We start from the raw sequence: 14810 nt of genomic DNA on the forward strand, positions 1-14810 counted from the left end.
GAAATTGCGGGGAACCACATGGACACTCCTGCCGCTGTGCAAACCGGCCACCCTCGGCGCTGGGTCATCCTCGGCGTCCTGGTCATCAGCCTGCTGGTGGTCGTGCTGGACAACACGGTGCTCAACGTCGCCTTGCGCACCATCGCCGACCCCGTGCGCGGGCTCGGCGCCACCCAGGGCCAGCTCGAGTGGGCCATCAACTCGTACACCCTGGTCTTCGCCGGCCTGCTGTTCACCGCCGGCATCCTCGCCGACCGGCTCGGCCGCCGGATCACCCTGATCACCGGCCTCGCGCTCTTCGGGATCGCGTCGCTGGCTTCCGCGTACGCGGACTCCGCCGGCCAGCTGATCGGCGCCCGCGCCCTGATGGGTCTCGGCGCCGCGGCCGTCATGCCGGCCACGCTGTCGATCATCGCGAACGTCTTCGCGCCGCAGGAGCGCGGCCGCGCCATCGGCGTCTGGGCCGGCGCGGTCGGCCTCGGCGTCGCGATCGGCCCGATCGTGGGCGGCCTGCTGCTCGAGCACTTCTGGTGGGGCTCGGTCTTCCTGATCAACGTGCCGATCGTGGTGGTCGGCATCGTGCTCGGCCTGATCATCATCCCCGAGTCGCGCGACCCCAAGCCGGGCCGCATCGACGTGGTCGGCGTGCTCCTGTCGATCATCGGCATCGGCCTCCTGACGTACGGCGTGATCAAGGGCGGCGAGGACGGCTTCGGCGACACCCTCGCCTGGTCCACGCTGGCCGCCTCGGTCGTCGTGCTCGCCGGCTTCGTCGCCTGGGAGCGCCGGGTCGCCTTCCCGTCGCTGGACGTGCGACTGTTCAGGAACAAGACGTTCGCGGCCTCGACCGGCATGATCGGCCTGGTCTTCTTCGCGGCCATGGGCGCCATGTTCTTCGGCGCCTTCTACCTGCAGTTGGTCCGCGGCTACGGTCCGCTGGCCTCCGGCGCGCTGTTCGTCCCGTTCGCGGTGGCCCAGATGGTGTTCGCGCCGCGCAGCGCGGCGATGGTCAAGCGGTTCGGCCCCAAGGCGGTCAGCACCGTCGGCCTGCTGCTGGTCGCGGCCGGCCTGGCGATGTGGCTGTTCATCAGCGCGACCACGCCGATCTGGATCGTCGGCGCGGCGTTCTTCCTGATGGGCGTCGGCATGGCCAACGTGATGCCGTCGGCCACTGAGTCGATCATGGCGGCGCTGCCCCGGGAGAAGGCCGGCGTCGGCTCCGCGGTCAGCAACACCATCCGTCAGCTGGGCGGTGCGCTCGGCGTGGCGGCGCTCGGCGCGATCCTCTCCTCGGTCTACCGGGACCACCTCGGCTCGGCCACCGACGGCCTGCCGGCCGCCGCGGCGGGAGCCGCCCGCGAGTCCATCTCGGGGGCGTACGCGGTCGCCGAGAAGGCCGGCGCCGCCGGTCCGGGCCTGATCCACGGCGCCAACGACTCGTTCCTCACCGCGATGCACTACGCGTCGATCGGCAGCGTGGTGGTGGCGCTGCTCGGCGCCCTGGTCGCGGTGCTGTGGCTGCCCGGCAAGCGTCCGGCAGCCGCGCCCGCCGCCACCTCGGCCGAGGGTCTGGCCGAGGAGCAGGGCGTGGAACTGGTCGAGGCGTGACGCGTAAGTAACAATGAACGCCATGACCACGGCTGTCAACGAGACCGGCCAGGACCGCAAGGCTCCTGGCCGGCCCCGCAGCGCGCAGGCCGACGAAGCGATCCTCGACGCGGTGCTGGAGATGCTCAGCGGCGGGCAGAGCGTCGCCGCGATCTCGATCGAGGCGGTCGCGTCGCGGGCCGGGGTCGGCAAGGCGACGATCTACCGCCGCTGGCCCAACAAGGAAGCGCTGATCATCGACGCGGTGGCCTCGATGAAGGGGCCGCTGCCGGTGCCCGCCGGCGAGTCGGTCCGCGACGATCTGGTGATGCTGCTGAAGGCGTCGCGGACGGGCCGCTCGCTGCGGTTCGGGCAGGCCACGGTGTGCCTGATGCCGGAGTTCCTGAAGGACGAGGGGCTGCATCAGATGTGGCGGGCGGTCATGGAGCCGCGCCGCGACGTGATGCGCCAGGTGTTGCGGCGCGGGGTGGCGAGCGGCGAGTTGCGGGCCGATCTCGATGTCGAGCTCTCGCTGCTGATGCTCAACGGCCCGTCGATGATGCAGAACACGTTCCAGTGGAACCTCGCGGTGCCGACGGAGGGCTTCGCGGAGGCCCTGGTCGACGCCTTCCTCCGCGGCGCCGCGGCGTGAACCTCACATTCCCCATCAACATTCAACGCGTCGTGGCTCGCGGCCCGTCTTCGGGCCGCTGGGCGGCCTGTTTACTCCCCGCGTTCTTTCTCAGGCAGGTTGCCGCGCGGCTTGCTTCCCGCCACGGATTGCCAGGCGGGCCGCGGCATTTCGCAGCGCGATGCCCGGGCGGGTGCTCGGCACCACCAGCGCGGCGGAGAGGCGGGCGTTCCGGCCCTTGGGGCCGGTGCGCCGGCGGTGTTCCGTCTCGTAGCGCTTGAGCGCCGTCCCCGGATCGCTGCTGCTTCTGCCGCCCGCCGCGGTCGGGGTCGCGGTCTCGCTGAGCGCGTCGGCGAGTGTCCGGGCGCCGGCCATCGCCATGCTCGACCCGTCGCCGAACAGTGACACCGACGCCGCCGCGTCCCCGAGCAGCGTGATCCGCCCGGTCGTCCAGCTCGGCAGGACCACCTTGCCGACGCTGTCGAAATACAGGTCCTCCGCCGATCGGACCCGCTCCAGATACTCCGGAACAAGCCAATTCCGGTCATTTGCGTACGCCTGGAGCAGCACCCGCTTGTGCAGGGCGCCATCGCGATGGTCGAACCCGGGGATGGCCGCGCCCCGGAAGATGAACGCCAGCAACGCGTGGTCCCGGGACGGATGCACGGAGATCAGCCGGCCGGGCGTGTTGTACATCAGCGCCTCGTCGGGGTGGTCGACCGGCTCGCCGAGCGGGGTGGTCGCGACGTAGACGCCGAGATGCCGGACGAACTGCTCCTCGGGGCCGAACGCGAGCCGCCGGACGGTCGAGTGCAGCCCGTCGGCCCCGACGACCAGGTCGAACCGGCGCGGCGCGGAGCGCTCGAAGGTGACGTCGACGCCGTCCGGGTCCTGGGCGAATCCGGTGACCGTCTCGTCGAACCGGAACTCGGCGTGGTCGCGGGCCGCCTCGTACAGGATCGTGGCGAGATCGGCCCTCGGCACCTCGATCTCCTCGGTCCCGGCCGCGCTGCGGCCGGCCGGCATCGGCAGGCGCCGGCCGCGGCGGCCGCGTGCGTCGATCAGGCGCATGGCGGTGACCGTGGTGGCGGCCTCGCGCAGCGCAGGGACGATGCCCATCCGCTCGGCGACGGGAAGCGCCGGGCCACGCACGTCGACCGGGTTGCCGCTGGAGCGCTGACCTTGCGCGCGCTCCACGACCGTCGGCTGGAAACCCGCGCGGGCCAGCCAGTACGCCAGGGTCGGACCGGCCACGCCGGCCCCTACGATCAATATCGTCCTCATGGATCGAGCGTAACTGCATCGAGTGCAACATTGCAACGAGTGCCGATCCGCCATGCGTGCCGTACGATGGGGGTCGTGTCGCTGCGTGAACGGAAACGGGCCCGGACCCGGCAGGCCGTCGTCGACGCCGCCGTCGACCTCTTCGAGCGGAACGGGTACGAGGGGACGACGGTCGCCGACATCGCGGCCGCCGCCGAGATCGGGACGCGGACCTTCTTCAGCTACTTCCCGAGCAAGGAGGAGGTGCTGTTCCCCGAGGCGGACGTGCGGGTGCGCGCCGCCCTGACGGCGATCGACAACCGGTCGCCGTCGGAGGGGCCGGCCGAGGTGCTGGTGCGGGCGTTGCGCGAGGTGACCGCGGAGAGTTCGGAGATCACGGGGCCGACGGCGCGGCTGCGGATGCGGCTGATGCGGGAGGTGCCGGCGATCCTCGGGCGCGGGCTGCAGATCCAGTTGGACGGGCAGCGGCAGATCGCCCGCCACCTGCAGGCGGCGTATCCGGATTCGCTCGACGCGGTCTCGGCGGCGGCGCTGGCGGGCGCGCTGACCGGGGCGGTGACGGGGGCGCTGCTGGCATTGTTCGAGGATCCGGACCGGCCGGACGATCCGGAGGAGTTGAAGATGGCCGTCGAGCGGGCGACCGAGATCGCGCTCGCCCCGTGGACGGCCTCCGCTGACGGTGTGCGGGAGGAGTCGCGTGCTTGAGCCGTTCGAGACGCTGACCCTGGACGGGGCGCCGGTGGTCGACGCGCCGGACGGTTCGGCCGTACGGCCGCTGTGTGTCATTCCCGGAGCGGGCAGTTTCGCGCACTTCAGCCTCGCGGCCGGGGAGGTGGCGCGGGCCGTCGTGCACGCGACCGTGCAGGAGATCTGGTACGTCGTGGGCGGCGACGGCACGATGTGGCGGCGCTCGGGATCGATCACCGAGACCGTCGGCCTCCGGCCCGGGGTCTGCCTGACGATCCCGGTCGGGACGGCGTTCCAGTTCCGGGCCGGGGCGGCGGGGCTGGAGGTGGTCGCCGCGACCATGCCGCCGTGGCCGGTCGCGAGCCTCACCGAGGCGACGCCGGTCGACGGCCCGTGGGAGCCCACCTTCTAGGCCTTCCCTTCGGCTCCGTTCTGGACCTTTTCATCGAGCCGGGTCTATGCTGACGCCGCGACCGTGGGAGCGCTCCCAGTCGCGATGCCGCCATCCACCGGCCGGCCGTCCGAAGGAGAACCCCGTCATGGTCCGTCGTCGATATCGTCGTCTCGCGGTGGCGGTCGCGGCCGCCGCCGCGCTCGTGCTGCTCGCCTTCCAGTTCCAGCTGCCGGCCGGCGCCGCCACCGTCACCGGCAACGCCACGTACTTCGATGCGCTGGGCGCGCCGTACGGTGGCTGCGGTCTGCCCCAGGCTCAGCTGGACTCGCCGGACTTCGTCGCGTTGAACGTCTACAACACGCCCGGGGACTACAACTTCTACCCGCGGCCGGTCACCGACGCGTCCAGGGTCGGCCAGTGGAACAACGGCCTGAACTGCGGCCGGTACGTGCAGGTGACGATCGGCGACTACTGCACCGGCGTGAACGACGGCGCGCAGAACCAGCCGTTCTGCCGCAACGGCTCGTGGACGAGCGACGCCTACAACGGCGCGACCCTGACGATGATCGTCGCGGACAGCTGCGGCGACTCCAACGCGTGGTGCCGGGACGACCCGTACCACCTGGATCTGGCGAAGGACTCGCTGAACAGGTTCGCGTTGAACGGCACAGCGGTCGGCGACATGTACCCGAACCATTGGAACAACCGGCACATCAGCTGGCAGTACGTGGCCGCCCCGAACTACACCGGCGACATCAAAATCGGCTTCCTGCAGGGCGCCCAGGCCTACTGGCCGGCGATCGCCGTGTCGCACCTGGCGAACGGCATCCACTCGGTCGAGTACTACTCCGGCGGCACCTGGCAGACCGCGAAGATGAACAGCGACATGGGCCAGTCGTACATCATCGCCGGCCTGACCTCCGGAGCAACCAACTTCCAGATCCGCATACGCGACGTGAACGACCAACTCATCAACAACGGCCGGGTGTACAGCTTCTCGCTCCCGTCCGCCTGTGGCACCCAGTGCTCCCCGGCATACACGGCCACCACCTATACGACGAGTGACGGCGGGACGCCCCCGACGACCCCGCCCACCACGCCACCGACCACCCCGCCCACCACGGCACCCACAACTCCGCCCACAACCGCTCCCACCACGCCGCCGACAACCGCGCCCGCCGGCTCGTGCAGCGCGTCCTCGTCCGTGGTCAGCTCCTGGTCGGGCGGCTTCCAGAGCACGGTGACGGTGAAGGCCGGCAACGCCCCGATCTCCAGCTGGACCGCCAAGTGGACCTTCACCAACGGCGAGCAGGTAACCCAACTCTGGAACGGCACATACGCGGCCAGCGGCTCCACCGTGACAGTCCACAACGCATCCTGGAACGGCACCCTGTCCGCCAACGCCTCAACGTCCTTCGGCTACACAGGCTCCGGCACCCCCGCCGCAGTAACCGTCACTTGCACCAGCCCCTGACAACCGCCCACACCCGGCGCGGCGGCCCACACCCCGTGCGGTGGCTCGTGCCCCGTGCGGTGGCTCGTGCCCCGTGCGGTGGCTCGTGCCCCGTGCGGTGGCTCGTGCCCCGTGCGGTGGAAGCGTGCGCCGTTGTCGGGCCGCTCCGTGTCCGCCCAGCCTGGCATGCGTCCACCCGCCGCCGGGCTGGGTCGTCGCCGTCAGCTTGGCGCGGGGACAACCAGGCCGGACTCGTAGGCGGCGATCACCAACTGGGCGCGGTCGCGGGCGTTGAGCTTGGCGAGCAGGTGACCGATGTGCGTCTTGACCGTGGCGGGGCGCAGGCCGAGGTGGTCGCCGATCTCCGGGTTCGAGAGGCCACGCGCGATCAGCAGCAACACATCACGCTCCCGGTCGGTCAGCCCCTCGACCTCGCGACCGACCGGCCGGACCGGCGGCGGATTCCGTGCGTACTCCGAGATCAACCGGCTCGTCACGGTCGGCGCCAGCAAACCCTCCCCGCCCGCGACGATGCGGATCCCGGTGAGCAGGTCGGCCGGCGGCGCATCCTTGAGCAGAAAGCCGCTGGCCCCGGCATGAAGAGCCCCATACACGTATTCGTCCAGGTCGAACGTGGTCAGTACCAGCACCCGCGGCCCGCAACCGGGCACCCGCGCGGAGCAGATGCGGCGAGTGGCCTCGATGCCGTCCATCTCCGGCATCCGGATGTCCATCAGCACCACATCGGGCCGCACCCGTGCCGCCAGCTCGACCGCCTCGATCCCGTTGGCCGCCTCGCCGACCGCCTCCATGTCGGGCGTGGTCTCCACGAGCAGCCGGAAACTGCCCCGAACCAGTGCAAGGTCGTCGGCGATCAGCACGCGAATCGGCGCGGTCACGGTTCATAGGGTAGGCGTGCGAACACAGCGAACCCGCCCTCCGGCCGCGGCCCAGCCCGAAACGACCCGCCGTACATCAACACCCGCTCCCGCATACCGATCAGCCCGTGCCCGATCCGCCCGCCGCCCGCGGACACCCGAGCCCGGTCGTCCACGCCCTGCCCTACCTGCTTGCCCGTGCGCGAGCCGTCATGCCGTGGCGTGCTTCGCCGAGCGTGATCGGTCGCGCGCGCCTCCCCGTGCGGTGGCGTTCGCGGCGGGGCGTGGTCGGTCGCGCTTGCCTCGCCGGGCGGCGGCGTTTGCGGCCGGGCGTGATCGTCCGCGCTTGCCCCGCCGGGCGGCGGCGTCTGTGGCCGGGTGTGATCGGTCGCGCTGGTCTCGGCGCGCGGCGAGGTTTGCGGCCGGGCATGGTCGCTCGCGCGTCCCTCGTCGCGCGGCGGCCCTGGTGGCCGGGCGTGATCGGTCGCGCTGGTCTCGCAGCGCGGCGAGGCTTGCGGCCGGGCGTGATCGGTCGTGCTGGTCTCGCCGCGCGGCGAAGTTTGTGGTTGGGCATGGTCGTCCGCGCTTGCCTCGCCGCGCGGTGGCGTCTGTGGCGGGGCGTGATCGTTCGCGCTTGCCGCGCCCGGCGGTGGGAGCCGCGACCGCGTGCGGCCGTCCGCGGTCGGGGCGGCGAGTGGGCCGTCGTCGGTCACGTCGATGCGGACCTCGCCGGCGTCGACGGTCACTGAGATCTCGCAGCTGGTGGGTGCGGCATGACGAACAACATTGGTCAGGGCCTCCTGAACTATCCGATAGACCGACAGGGCGATGCCGCCGGGCAACGTCTCGGTGCCGCGCAGATCGAGCCTGACCCGCACGCCCGCTTCCTCGGCCCGCCGGACCAGCGTCGGCAGGCCGGACGGGCCGGGCAGCGGGGCGAACTCCACGCCCTCCGCCCCGGACCGCAGCACGCCGAGCAACTGGCGCATCTCGGTCAGCGCGGCCCGGCTGGTGGACTCGATCACCCGCAACGCCTCCTGCGCCTCGGTGGGTCGCATGGCCATCACGTGGTTCGCCGTCCCGGCCTGCACGGCGATGATGCTCATGCTGTGGGCGACGACGTCGTGCAACTCGCGCGCGATGCGCAGCCGCTCCTCGGCGGCCGCGCGGTCGGCCAGTTCGGCCGCGGCGCGGGCCGCCTCGGCCCGGCGCGCCCGCACGACCTGGCCGGCCGTCCACGTGCCGGCCAGGAAGCCGACCCCGAGCACGGCGGTGCGAAGGCGGGGCGAGGCACCGTGGGGTGTGCCGGCGACCGACCCGACGACGAGGATGACGATCGCGACCGCGCCGGTCAGGTTGGTGGGGAGCCGCGCGCGGCCGGTGGCGAGGCCCACCGGATAGAGCGCGTAGGCGGCGGCCACGAACGGATCGGCCAGCAGCCCGAGAGCCAGCGCAGCCACCGAGGCGGCGAAGACGACCAGGAAGACCGGCAGCGGCCACCGGCGGCGCACCGCCACCGGCACGCCGATCACCAGCATGAGGGGGAGCGAAACCCGCGCCGGCAGGTCGCTGCCGACGACCGCGGTGGGTGCGAGCAGCGCCAGATACGCGGTCGCGGCCAGGCCGTCGAGCGCGATCAACTGGCGGCTGCTCAGCCGGGGGATGCGGTCCACGGCGGCCAGATTAGCCGCGGCGGGCCGTGGCCGCCTCGGACCACGGTATGAGGGACCGTGGTCCGATGTGCCCGGCGCGGCGGTGCGGCATCGTGGCCGGCGTGATCGAGGTCAACGAGCTGACCAAGCGGTACCGCGATGCGGTGGCCGTCGACGAGCTCTCCTTCACCGTTGAGCCGGGCATGGTCACCGGCTTCCTGGGCCCGAACGGCGCGGGCAAGACCACTACCATGCGCGTCCTGCTCGGCCTGGTCGCGCCGACCGCCGGCGAGGTACTGATCGGCGGCCGTTCCTACTCCTCTTTTCCTTGTCCGCTGCGCGAGGTCGGCGCGCTGCTCGACGCGAACGCGGTGCATCCCGGTCGCTCGGCCGTCGAGCACCTGCGCTGGCTGGCCCGCACCAACGGCATCGGTCCGGGCCGAGTCGTCGACACCCTCGACCGGGTCGGCCTCACCGAGGCGGCCCGCATCCGGGTCGGGCGGTATTCCCTCGGCATGCGCCAGCGGCTCGGCATCGCGGCGGCTCTGCTCGGCGATCCGGGCGTTCTGATCTTCGACGAGCCGGTGAACGGTCTGGACCCGCAGGGCGTCCGCTGGATCCGCGAGCTGATGCGTTCCCTCGCCGCCGAGGGGCGCACGGTGCTGATCTCCAGCCACCTGATGAGCGAGATGGAGCTGACCGCCGACCGGCTCGTCATCATCGGCCGCGGCCGGCTCCTGATGGATACCACGATCGGCGAGTTGATCACGACCGAGGGCTTCACCACTCTCGAGGAGGCCTACCTGTCGCTGACCGAGGAGTGGACCGTGCACCGGGCCGGGGGTGGCCACCGATGACCGCGCTGATGACCGCCGAGTGGATAAAGATCCGCTCGCTTCGGTCGACGATCTGGATGCTGGTGCTGACGGTGGCGCTCAGCGTCGGCCTGGCCTATCTGTTCGGGTCCAGCTTCCGGGCCGGGTTCGACGGGATGACCGCGCAGGCGCGGGCAAGCTTCGATCCGCTCTTCGCCACCTTCTACAGCCTCACCCTCGGGCAGTTGGCCCTGGTCGTTCTGGCCGCCTTCGTGGTCACCGGCGAGTACTCGACCGGCACGATCAGCACGTCCTTGGTGGCCGTGCCCCGGCGTGGCCGGTTCTTCGGCGGCAAGGTGCTGGCCGGCGGGTTGCTGGCCGTGGCGGTTGCTCTCGTGACCGTCCCGGCCACCTTCGCGGCCGCTCAGGCCGGACTCGGTCCGCACGGCACCACGTTCACGTCCGCCGGGGCGCCGGAAGCCGCGCTCGGGGCCTGCCTCTACCTGACGCTGATCTACCTGTTCGCCACCGGCGTCGCCATGGTGCTGCGAGGGCCGATCCCGACCCTCGCCCTGCTTCTGCCGCTGCTGTTCCTGGGGTCGCAGGGCCTGGGCAACGTGCCGAGGGTGAAGGCAGTGGCGCAGTACCTTCCCGACCAGGCCGGGATGGTTGTCATGCACCTCGCCGGCCCGGCCGGGGATCCACGCTTCGGCCGTCCCTACGGTCCCTGGCTGGGCCTCGGCATCATGGCCCTCTGGACGGGTGCCGCGCTGCTGGCGGGCTACGTCGCTCTTCGGCACCGGGACGCCTGACATGCGACCCACGAAGCTGAGCCAGGGACGCGTCGAGCGCGGGAGGCGGACGGGCCACGAGTTGTGCGTCGGAAGGCGGCGGCGCGTCGAGCATGGGTGGCGCGTCGAGCGTGGGCGGTGGGCCGAGCGTGGGCGGTGGGCCGAGCGTGGGCGGTGGGCCGAGCGTGGGCGGTGGGCCGAGCGTGGGCGGTGGGCCGAGCGCGGGTGGCGCGCCGAGCGCGGGTGGCGCGCCGAGCACCGGCCGTGGGTCGAGTGGGAGGGTTGGGTCGACGAGGCGTCCGCCGTCGACCGGGCGTGGCGGGTCCCGCGAGGGCGGTGCCCTGGTGCCGGGCGGCGGCCGGACGACGGAGTATCGCCGGCCGCCTGCCGGGTGGGGTCAGGGGCGCGTTACCCGGACGGGATCCACGTGCCAGATGGTCGAGACGTAGTCGCGGACGGTGCGGTCGGCGGAGAAGAAGCCGGTGCGGGCGGTGTTCAGGATCGAGGCCCGGGTCCAGCGGTCCTTGTCCTGCCATGCGGCGTCGACCTCGGCCTGGCGGTCGATGTAGGCGCGGTAGTCGGCGAGGGTCAGGTAGTCGTCCCGGTCGAGCAGGGACGCCGCCGCCTCCTGGCCGACGCCGCCGAAGGCGCCCGCCGAGATCGCGTCCAAGGCGGCTCGCAGTTCGTCGTCCTGGGCATAGTAGTCGCGCGGGTGGTAGCCCGCCGACTTCAGCGCGGTCACCGCCGGCGTGTCCAGGCCGAACAGGAAGAAGTTCTCCGTGCCCACCCGGTCGCGGATCTCGATGTTCGCCCCGTCGAGGGTGCCGATGGTGATCGCGCCGTTCAGGGCCAGTTTCATGTTGCCGGTGCCGGAGGCTTCCTTGCCGGCCAGCGAGATCTGTTCGCTCAGGTCGGCCGCCGGGATGATCAGCTCGCCGAGCGTGACGTTGTAGTTCGGCGGGAAGACCACCTTGAGGTACGGGGAGACCGCCGGGTCCGCGTCGACGACGGTCGCGATGGCGTTGATCAGCCGGATGATCGACTTGGCGGCGTGGTAGGCGGGGGCCGCCTTGCCGGCGAAGAGCACCGTGCGCGGCACGTACGAGCCGCCGGGGTTGTTCTTGATCCGGTGGTAATGGGTGATCACGTGCAGGAGCTTGAGCTGCTGCCGCTTGTACTCGTGGAACCGCTTGACCATCACGTCGGTCAGCGAGTCGGGGTCGCCGAGGCCGAGGCGTACCTTGTTGGCGCGTTTGATCTCCCGCCAGCGGGCGCGGAACTCGGCGTCGTCGGCCAGCGGGGCGAGGCCATCGAGCCGGTCCAGGTCGTTGATCCAGCCGGCGTCGCCCAGGGACGAGGTGATCAGGTCGGCGAGCGCGGGGTTGGCGAGCCGGACGAAGCGGCGCGGGGTGACGCCGTTGGTGACGTTGTGGAACTTCGCCGGCCACAGCTCGGCGAAGTCGCGCAGCGTGGTCTCGACCAGCAGCTGGGAGTGGAGCTCCGCGACGCCGTTGACCGCGCTGGTGCCGGTGCAGGCCAGGTTCGCCATCCGGACCCGTCGCTCCGGGTCCTCCTGGATCAGCGACATGCGGCGTACGCGGTCGAGGTCGTTCGGGAAGCGCGACCGGACCTCCGCCAGCAGCTCCTCGTTGATCAGGTAAATGATCTCCAGATGGCGGGGGAGGAGGCGCTCGAAGAGCGCCACCGGCCAGGTCTCCAGCGCCTCCGGCAACAGCGTGTGACACGTGTACGCGAAGGTGGCGCGGGTGATCGACCAGGCCTCGTTCCAGGACAGCCGCTCCTCGTCGACCAGCAGCCGCATCAGCTCCGGGATGGCCAGCGTGGGGTGCGTGTCGTTGAGCTGGATGGCCGTCTTGTCGGCGAAGTCGGTCCACGAGGAATTGCGCAGCCGGAAGCGGCGGACGATGTCCCGCAGCGAGCACGAGACCAGGAAGTACTGCTGCTTGAGGCGCAGCTCGCGGCCCAGCTCGGTGCTGTCGTCGGGGTAGAGCACCTTGCTGATGTTCTCCGCCTCGACCGCCTCCGCCACGGCCTCGGCGTACAGCCCGGCCGAGAAGCGGGAGAGGTCGAACGACGACTCGCTGCCCCGGGCGCTCCACAGCCGGACGATGTTGACCGTCTCGGTGCCGTAGCCGGGGACGAGCATGTGGCTGGGCTCGCCGAGCACCACCTCGCCGGGCACCCAGGTGGCATTGCCGTCGGCGTCGTGCTCGGTGTGGCCGTAGAAGAAGACCATCTGCCGGTCGTCCGGCGCCGGGAACTCCCACGGGTTGCCCTGGAACGCCCAATCGTCCGGCTTCTCCACCTGCGCGCCGTCGGCGAAGGCCTGCTTGAAGATGCCGAAGTCGTAGCGGATGCCGTAGCCGACCGCGGGGATGTCGAGCGTGGCCATGGCGTCCAGCAGGCAGGCCGCGAGCCGGCCCAGGCCGCCGTTGCCGAGGCCGGGCTCGACGTCGAGCTCCTCCACCTCGTCGGGGGAGAGCCCCAGCGTCTTGAGCGCGGCCGCCGCGAGGTCGCCGGTGTCCGAGTAGAGCAGGTTCTGCTCGAGCTGGCGGCCCAGCAGGTACTCGGCGGAGAGGTAGTAGACCCAGCGCGGGTTGGCCGCGAAATGCGCGGCTGCGGTCCGGGCCCGCCGGGCCGCGAGCCGGTCCCGGACGGTCAGCGCCAGCGTCTCGTAGGCGTCCTGGGCGCTCGCCGACTCCACGGTGGTGCCGCGCCGGTAGTAGAGGTTGCTCAGCAGGTCCTGCTCGAACTCGGCCGGCGTGTTTCCCAGCGGTCGCAGCCCGATCCCGTTTCGAAGCTCCATGTCCCCACACCCTGCCCCATGCAGGTAGCGAGAAGTTGTCGGGTACGTGACCGCGGCGAGCGCCGGCGCACTACGACGCGAGCCGGGTATGACCCTCAAGTTGAGGTTGAAGGTTGGAGGTGACGGTGAGGTTGACGTCGAGGGTCGGTGCGGGGCGCCGGCCGGGGCCGCCGCCTGGGGCCGGTCAGAGCGTGGTGAGGTGGGCCACGACCATGTCGCTCAGCATCTTTCGGTAGTGGGCTCGGCGGGCCGGGTCGAGCAGGTCGCGTTCGAAGATGGCGCCGAAGGTGTGCTGGTTGGCGACCCGGAAGAAGCAGAACGCGCTGATCATCAGGTGGACGTCGATCGCGTCCACATCGGCGCGGAACTCGCCGGCCTCGCGGCCCCGGGAGAGGATCCGGTCGAGCAGGAGGACCGCCGGCGTATTGATCTTCACCAGAGACGGAAGGCGGGTGATGTGCTCGGCGCGGTGGATGTTCTCGATGCTGACCAGGCGGATGAAGTCGGGGTTGGCCTCGTGATGGTCGAAGGTCACCTCGGCGATGCGCCGGATCGCGTCGGCCGGCCCCAGGTGGTCGACGCTGACCTGCTGTTCGGCCTCGCGGATGCGGGCGTAGGCGGCCTCCAGCGCCGCGACGTACAGCTGCCGCTTTCCACTGAAATAGTAGTAAATCATCCGCTTTGTCGTGCTGGTGCGGGCGGCGATCTCGTCGACCCGGGCGCCGTCGTAGCCGCGGTCGGCGAACTCGGCGGTCGCCACGGCCAGGATCTCGGCGCGGGTGCGCTCGGCGTCGCGGCGGCGTGCCACCGGCGGGCTGGCGGTCATCGGGCTCCTCGATAGCGACCTGGGCGAGCGAACAGCGACCTCGCAAGCGGTCTTGACTTTAGTCGGTGCGGCGCCGATAACTAACGTACCGGTTCGTACATTAGGGAGGCGGGATGGCGGACCCCTGTCTCGTGGGCCTGATCGGCGCGGACATCCAGACGTCCCTCAGCCCGCCCCTGCACGAGGCCGAAGCCGCCCGCCTCGGCCTGCGCTACTGGTACCACCTGATCGACCTGGCCGAGCGAGGCCTGGCCGCGGTCGACGTCGGCGAGCTGGTCAAGGCGGCCGGCCGGCTCGGGTTCCGCGGACTCAACATCACCCACCCGTGCAAGCAGGAGGTGGTCAAGCACCTCGACGACCTCTCCCCGGAGGCGGCCGATCTCGACGCGGTCAACACCGTCGTCTTCACCGGCGGCCGCGCGATCGGCCACAACACCGATCACTACGGCTTCGCGGAGAGCTTCCGGCGGAGTCTGGGCGACGCGCACGGTCTCGGCGATGCCCCGGCCCACGAGGTGCTTCAGCTGGGTGCGGGAGGCGCCGGCGCGGCGGTGGCGTTCGCGACCGTACGGCTGGGCGCCGGTCACCTCACCATCGTCGACGCGGACGCCGACCGTGCGAACCGCCTCGCCGGCCGCCTGCGGGCCCGCGGCGCCAACGCGACCGCCGCGGACCTGAGCGATCTGCCCGAGCTGACCCGAGCCGCCGACGGCCTGGTCAACACCACCCCGGTCGGCATGGAGGGCCGCCCCGGCCTGCCGCTCGACCCCGCCCTCCTGCGTCGCGATCTCTGGGTGGCCGACATCGTCTACCGCCCCCTGGAGACCGCCCTGCTGCGCGCCGCCCGGGAAGCGGGCTGCCGCACCCTCAACGGCGGCGGCATGGTCGTCCATCAGGCGGCCGAGTCCTTGCGTCTGTTCACCGGCCGTACCCCCGACGTGGACCGCATGCTCGCCGACTTCAAGGCACACACCGATGGCTAGGA

General features: G+C 71.4%; 12 protein-coding genes and 1 pseudogene. 8 read left to right on the plus strand and 5 right to left on the minus strand.

The genetic code is table 11. The features are described from left to right. Window positions 1-18 precede the first annotated feature (18 nt). A complete protein-coding gene (locus IH26_RS0143520; protein ID WP_030442172.1) occupies window positions 19-1608 on the plus strand; it encodes an MFS transporter in 1590 nt (529 codons plus the stop codon). 22 nt (window positions 1609-1630) lie between these two features. Beyond that, window positions 1631-2239, plus strand: a complete 609-nt coding sequence (locus IH26_RS0143525; RefSeq protein ID WP_245665946.1) for a TetR/AcrR family transcriptional regulator — start codon at window positions 1631-1633, stop codon at window positions 2237-2239. Window positions 2240-2329: 90 nt separating this feature from the next. Here IH26_RS0143525 and IH26_RS0143530 read toward each other — a convergent pair whose 3' ends face one another. Then, the gene (locus IH26_RS0143530) at window positions 2330-3502 is read right to left on the minus strand and encodes an FAD-dependent monooxygenase (protein ID WP_030442174.1); all 1173 of its coding nucleotides are present in this window, start codon (window positions 3500-3502) and stop codon (window positions 2330-2332) included. Between the two features lie 66 nt (window positions 3503-3568). On the opposite strand from IH26_RS0143530, the gene IH26_RS0143535 reads away from it, so the two are divergent. The 3 genes from IH26_RS0143535 to IH26_RS0143545 all read left to right on the plus strand — a co-directional run bounded on the left by IH26_RS0143535 (window position 3569) and on the right by IH26_RS0143545 (window position 6057). Beyond that, window positions 3569-4207 (plus strand): TetR family transcriptional regulator, encoded by a 639-nt coding sequence (locus IH26_RS0143535; RefSeq protein ID WP_034217248.1) that lies wholly within the window; start codon window positions 3569-3571, stop codon window positions 4205-4207. After that, window positions 4200-4601, plus strand: coding sequence for a cupin domain-containing protein (locus tag IH26_RS0143540; protein ID WP_211268866.1), 402 nt, complete (start codon window positions 4200-4202; stop codon window positions 4599-4601). The genes IH26_RS0143535 and IH26_RS0143540 overlap by 8 nt, the downstream gene beginning before the upstream one ends. A 127-nt stretch (window positions 4602-4728) precedes the next feature. Then, window positions 4729-6057: a cellulose binding domain-containing protein gene (locus IH26_RS0143545; RefSeq protein ID WP_030442177.1), complete on the plus strand. Its 1329-nt coding sequence runs from the start codon at window positions 4729-4731 to the stop codon at window positions 6055-6057. Between the two features lie 200 nt (window positions 6058-6257). Here IH26_RS0143545 and IH26_RS0143550 read toward each other — a convergent pair whose 3' ends face one another. Together IH26_RS0143550 and IH26_RS56670 are read right to left on the minus strand one after the other, a co-directional pair. Then, entirely contained in the window at window positions 6258-6935 is a 678-nt protein-coding gene (locus IH26_RS0143550; RefSeq protein WP_030442178.1) for a response regulator, read from the minus strand. Next, complete coding sequence (locus tag IH26_RS56670) at window positions 6932-8587, minus strand: histidine kinase (RefSeq protein WP_051809591.1); 1656 nt, start codon at window positions 8585-8587, stop codon at window positions 6932-6934. Before IH26_RS56670 ends, IH26_RS0143550 begins: the two co-directional genes overlap by 4 nt. 101 nt (window positions 8588-8688) lie before the next feature. Between IH26_RS56670 and IH26_RS0143560 the strand changes: the two are divergent. Beyond that, window positions 8689-9339: pseudogene (locus IH26_RS0143560) on the plus strand (ABC transporter ATP-binding protein); the annotation flags it as partial. Window positions 9340-9419: 80 nt separating this feature from the next. Next, window positions 9420-10193 (plus strand): ABC transporter permease, encoded by a 774-nt coding sequence (locus IH26_RS0143565; RefSeq protein WP_030442181.1) that lies wholly within the window; start codon window positions 9420-9422, stop codon window positions 10191-10193. 376 nt (window positions 10194-10569) lie between these two features. On the opposite strand, the gene IH26_RS0143570 is transcribed toward IH26_RS0143565, so the two are convergent. Next, window positions 10570-12999, minus strand: a complete 2430-nt coding sequence (locus tag IH26_RS0143570; protein WP_030442182.1) for a glycogen/starch/alpha-glucan phosphorylase — start codon at window positions 12997-12999, stop codon at window positions 10570-10572. Between the two features lie 184 nt (window positions 13000-13183). Then, complete coding sequence (locus IH26_RS0143575; RefSeq protein ID WP_030442183.1) at window positions 13184-13825, minus strand: TetR/AcrR family transcriptional regulator; 642 nt, start codon at window positions 13823-13825, stop codon at window positions 13184-13186. Window positions 13826-13938: 113 nt separating this feature from the next. Here IH26_RS0143575 and IH26_RS0143580 point away from each other — a divergent pair, with 113 nt between their 5' ends. Next, window positions 13939-14808 (plus strand): shikimate dehydrogenase, encoded by an 870-nt coding sequence (locus IH26_RS0143580; RefSeq protein WP_030442184.1) that lies wholly within the window; start codon window positions 13939-13941, stop codon window positions 14806-14808. Window positions 14809-14810: the final 2 nt, after the last annotated feature.

It is taken from the genome of Actinoplanes subtropicus (assembly GCF_000721705.1).
Classification (GTDB): domain Bacteria; phylum Actinomycetota; class Actinomycetes; order Mycobacteriales; family Micromonosporaceae; genus Actinoplanes; species Actinoplanes subtropicus.

Bases quoted from the DNA above. Each gene is read 5' to 3' on its own strand.
- IH26_RS0143520 (WP_030442172.1), top strand. From the start codon at position 19: ATGGACACTCCTGCCGCTGTGCAAACCGGCCACCCTCGGCGCTGGGTC.
- IH26_RS0143525 (WP_245665946.1), top strand. From the start codon at position 1,631: ATGACCACGGCTGTCAACGAGACCGGCCAGGACCGCAAGGCTCCTGGC.
- IH26_RS0143530 (WP_030442174.1), bottom strand. From the start codon at position 3,502: ATGAGGACGATATTGATCGTAGGGGCCGGCGTGGCCGGTCCGACCCTG.
- IH26_RS0143535 (WP_034217248.1), top strand. From the start codon at position 3,569: ATGGGGGTCGTGTCGCTGCGTGAACGGAAACGGGCCCGGACCCGGCAG.
- IH26_RS0143545 (WP_030442177.1), top strand. From the start codon at position 4,729: ATGGTCCGTCGTCGATATCGTCGTCTCGCGGTGGCGGTCGCGGCCGCC.
- IH26_RS0143565 (WP_030442181.1), top strand. From the start codon at position 9,420: ATGACCGCGCTGATGACCGCCGAGTGGATAAAGATCCGCTCGCTTCGG.
- IH26_RS0143570 (WP_030442182.1), bottom strand. From the start codon at position 12,999: ATGGAGCTTCGAAACGGGATCGGGCTGCGACCGCTGGGAAACACGCCG.
- IH26_RS0143575 (WP_030442183.1), bottom strand. From the start codon at position 13,825: ATGACCGCCAGCCCGCCGGTGGCACGCCGCCGCGACGCCGAGCGCACC.
- IH26_RS0143580 (WP_030442184.1), top strand. From the start codon at position 13,939: ATGGCGGACCCCTGTCTCGTGGGCCTGATCGGCGCGGACATCCAGACG.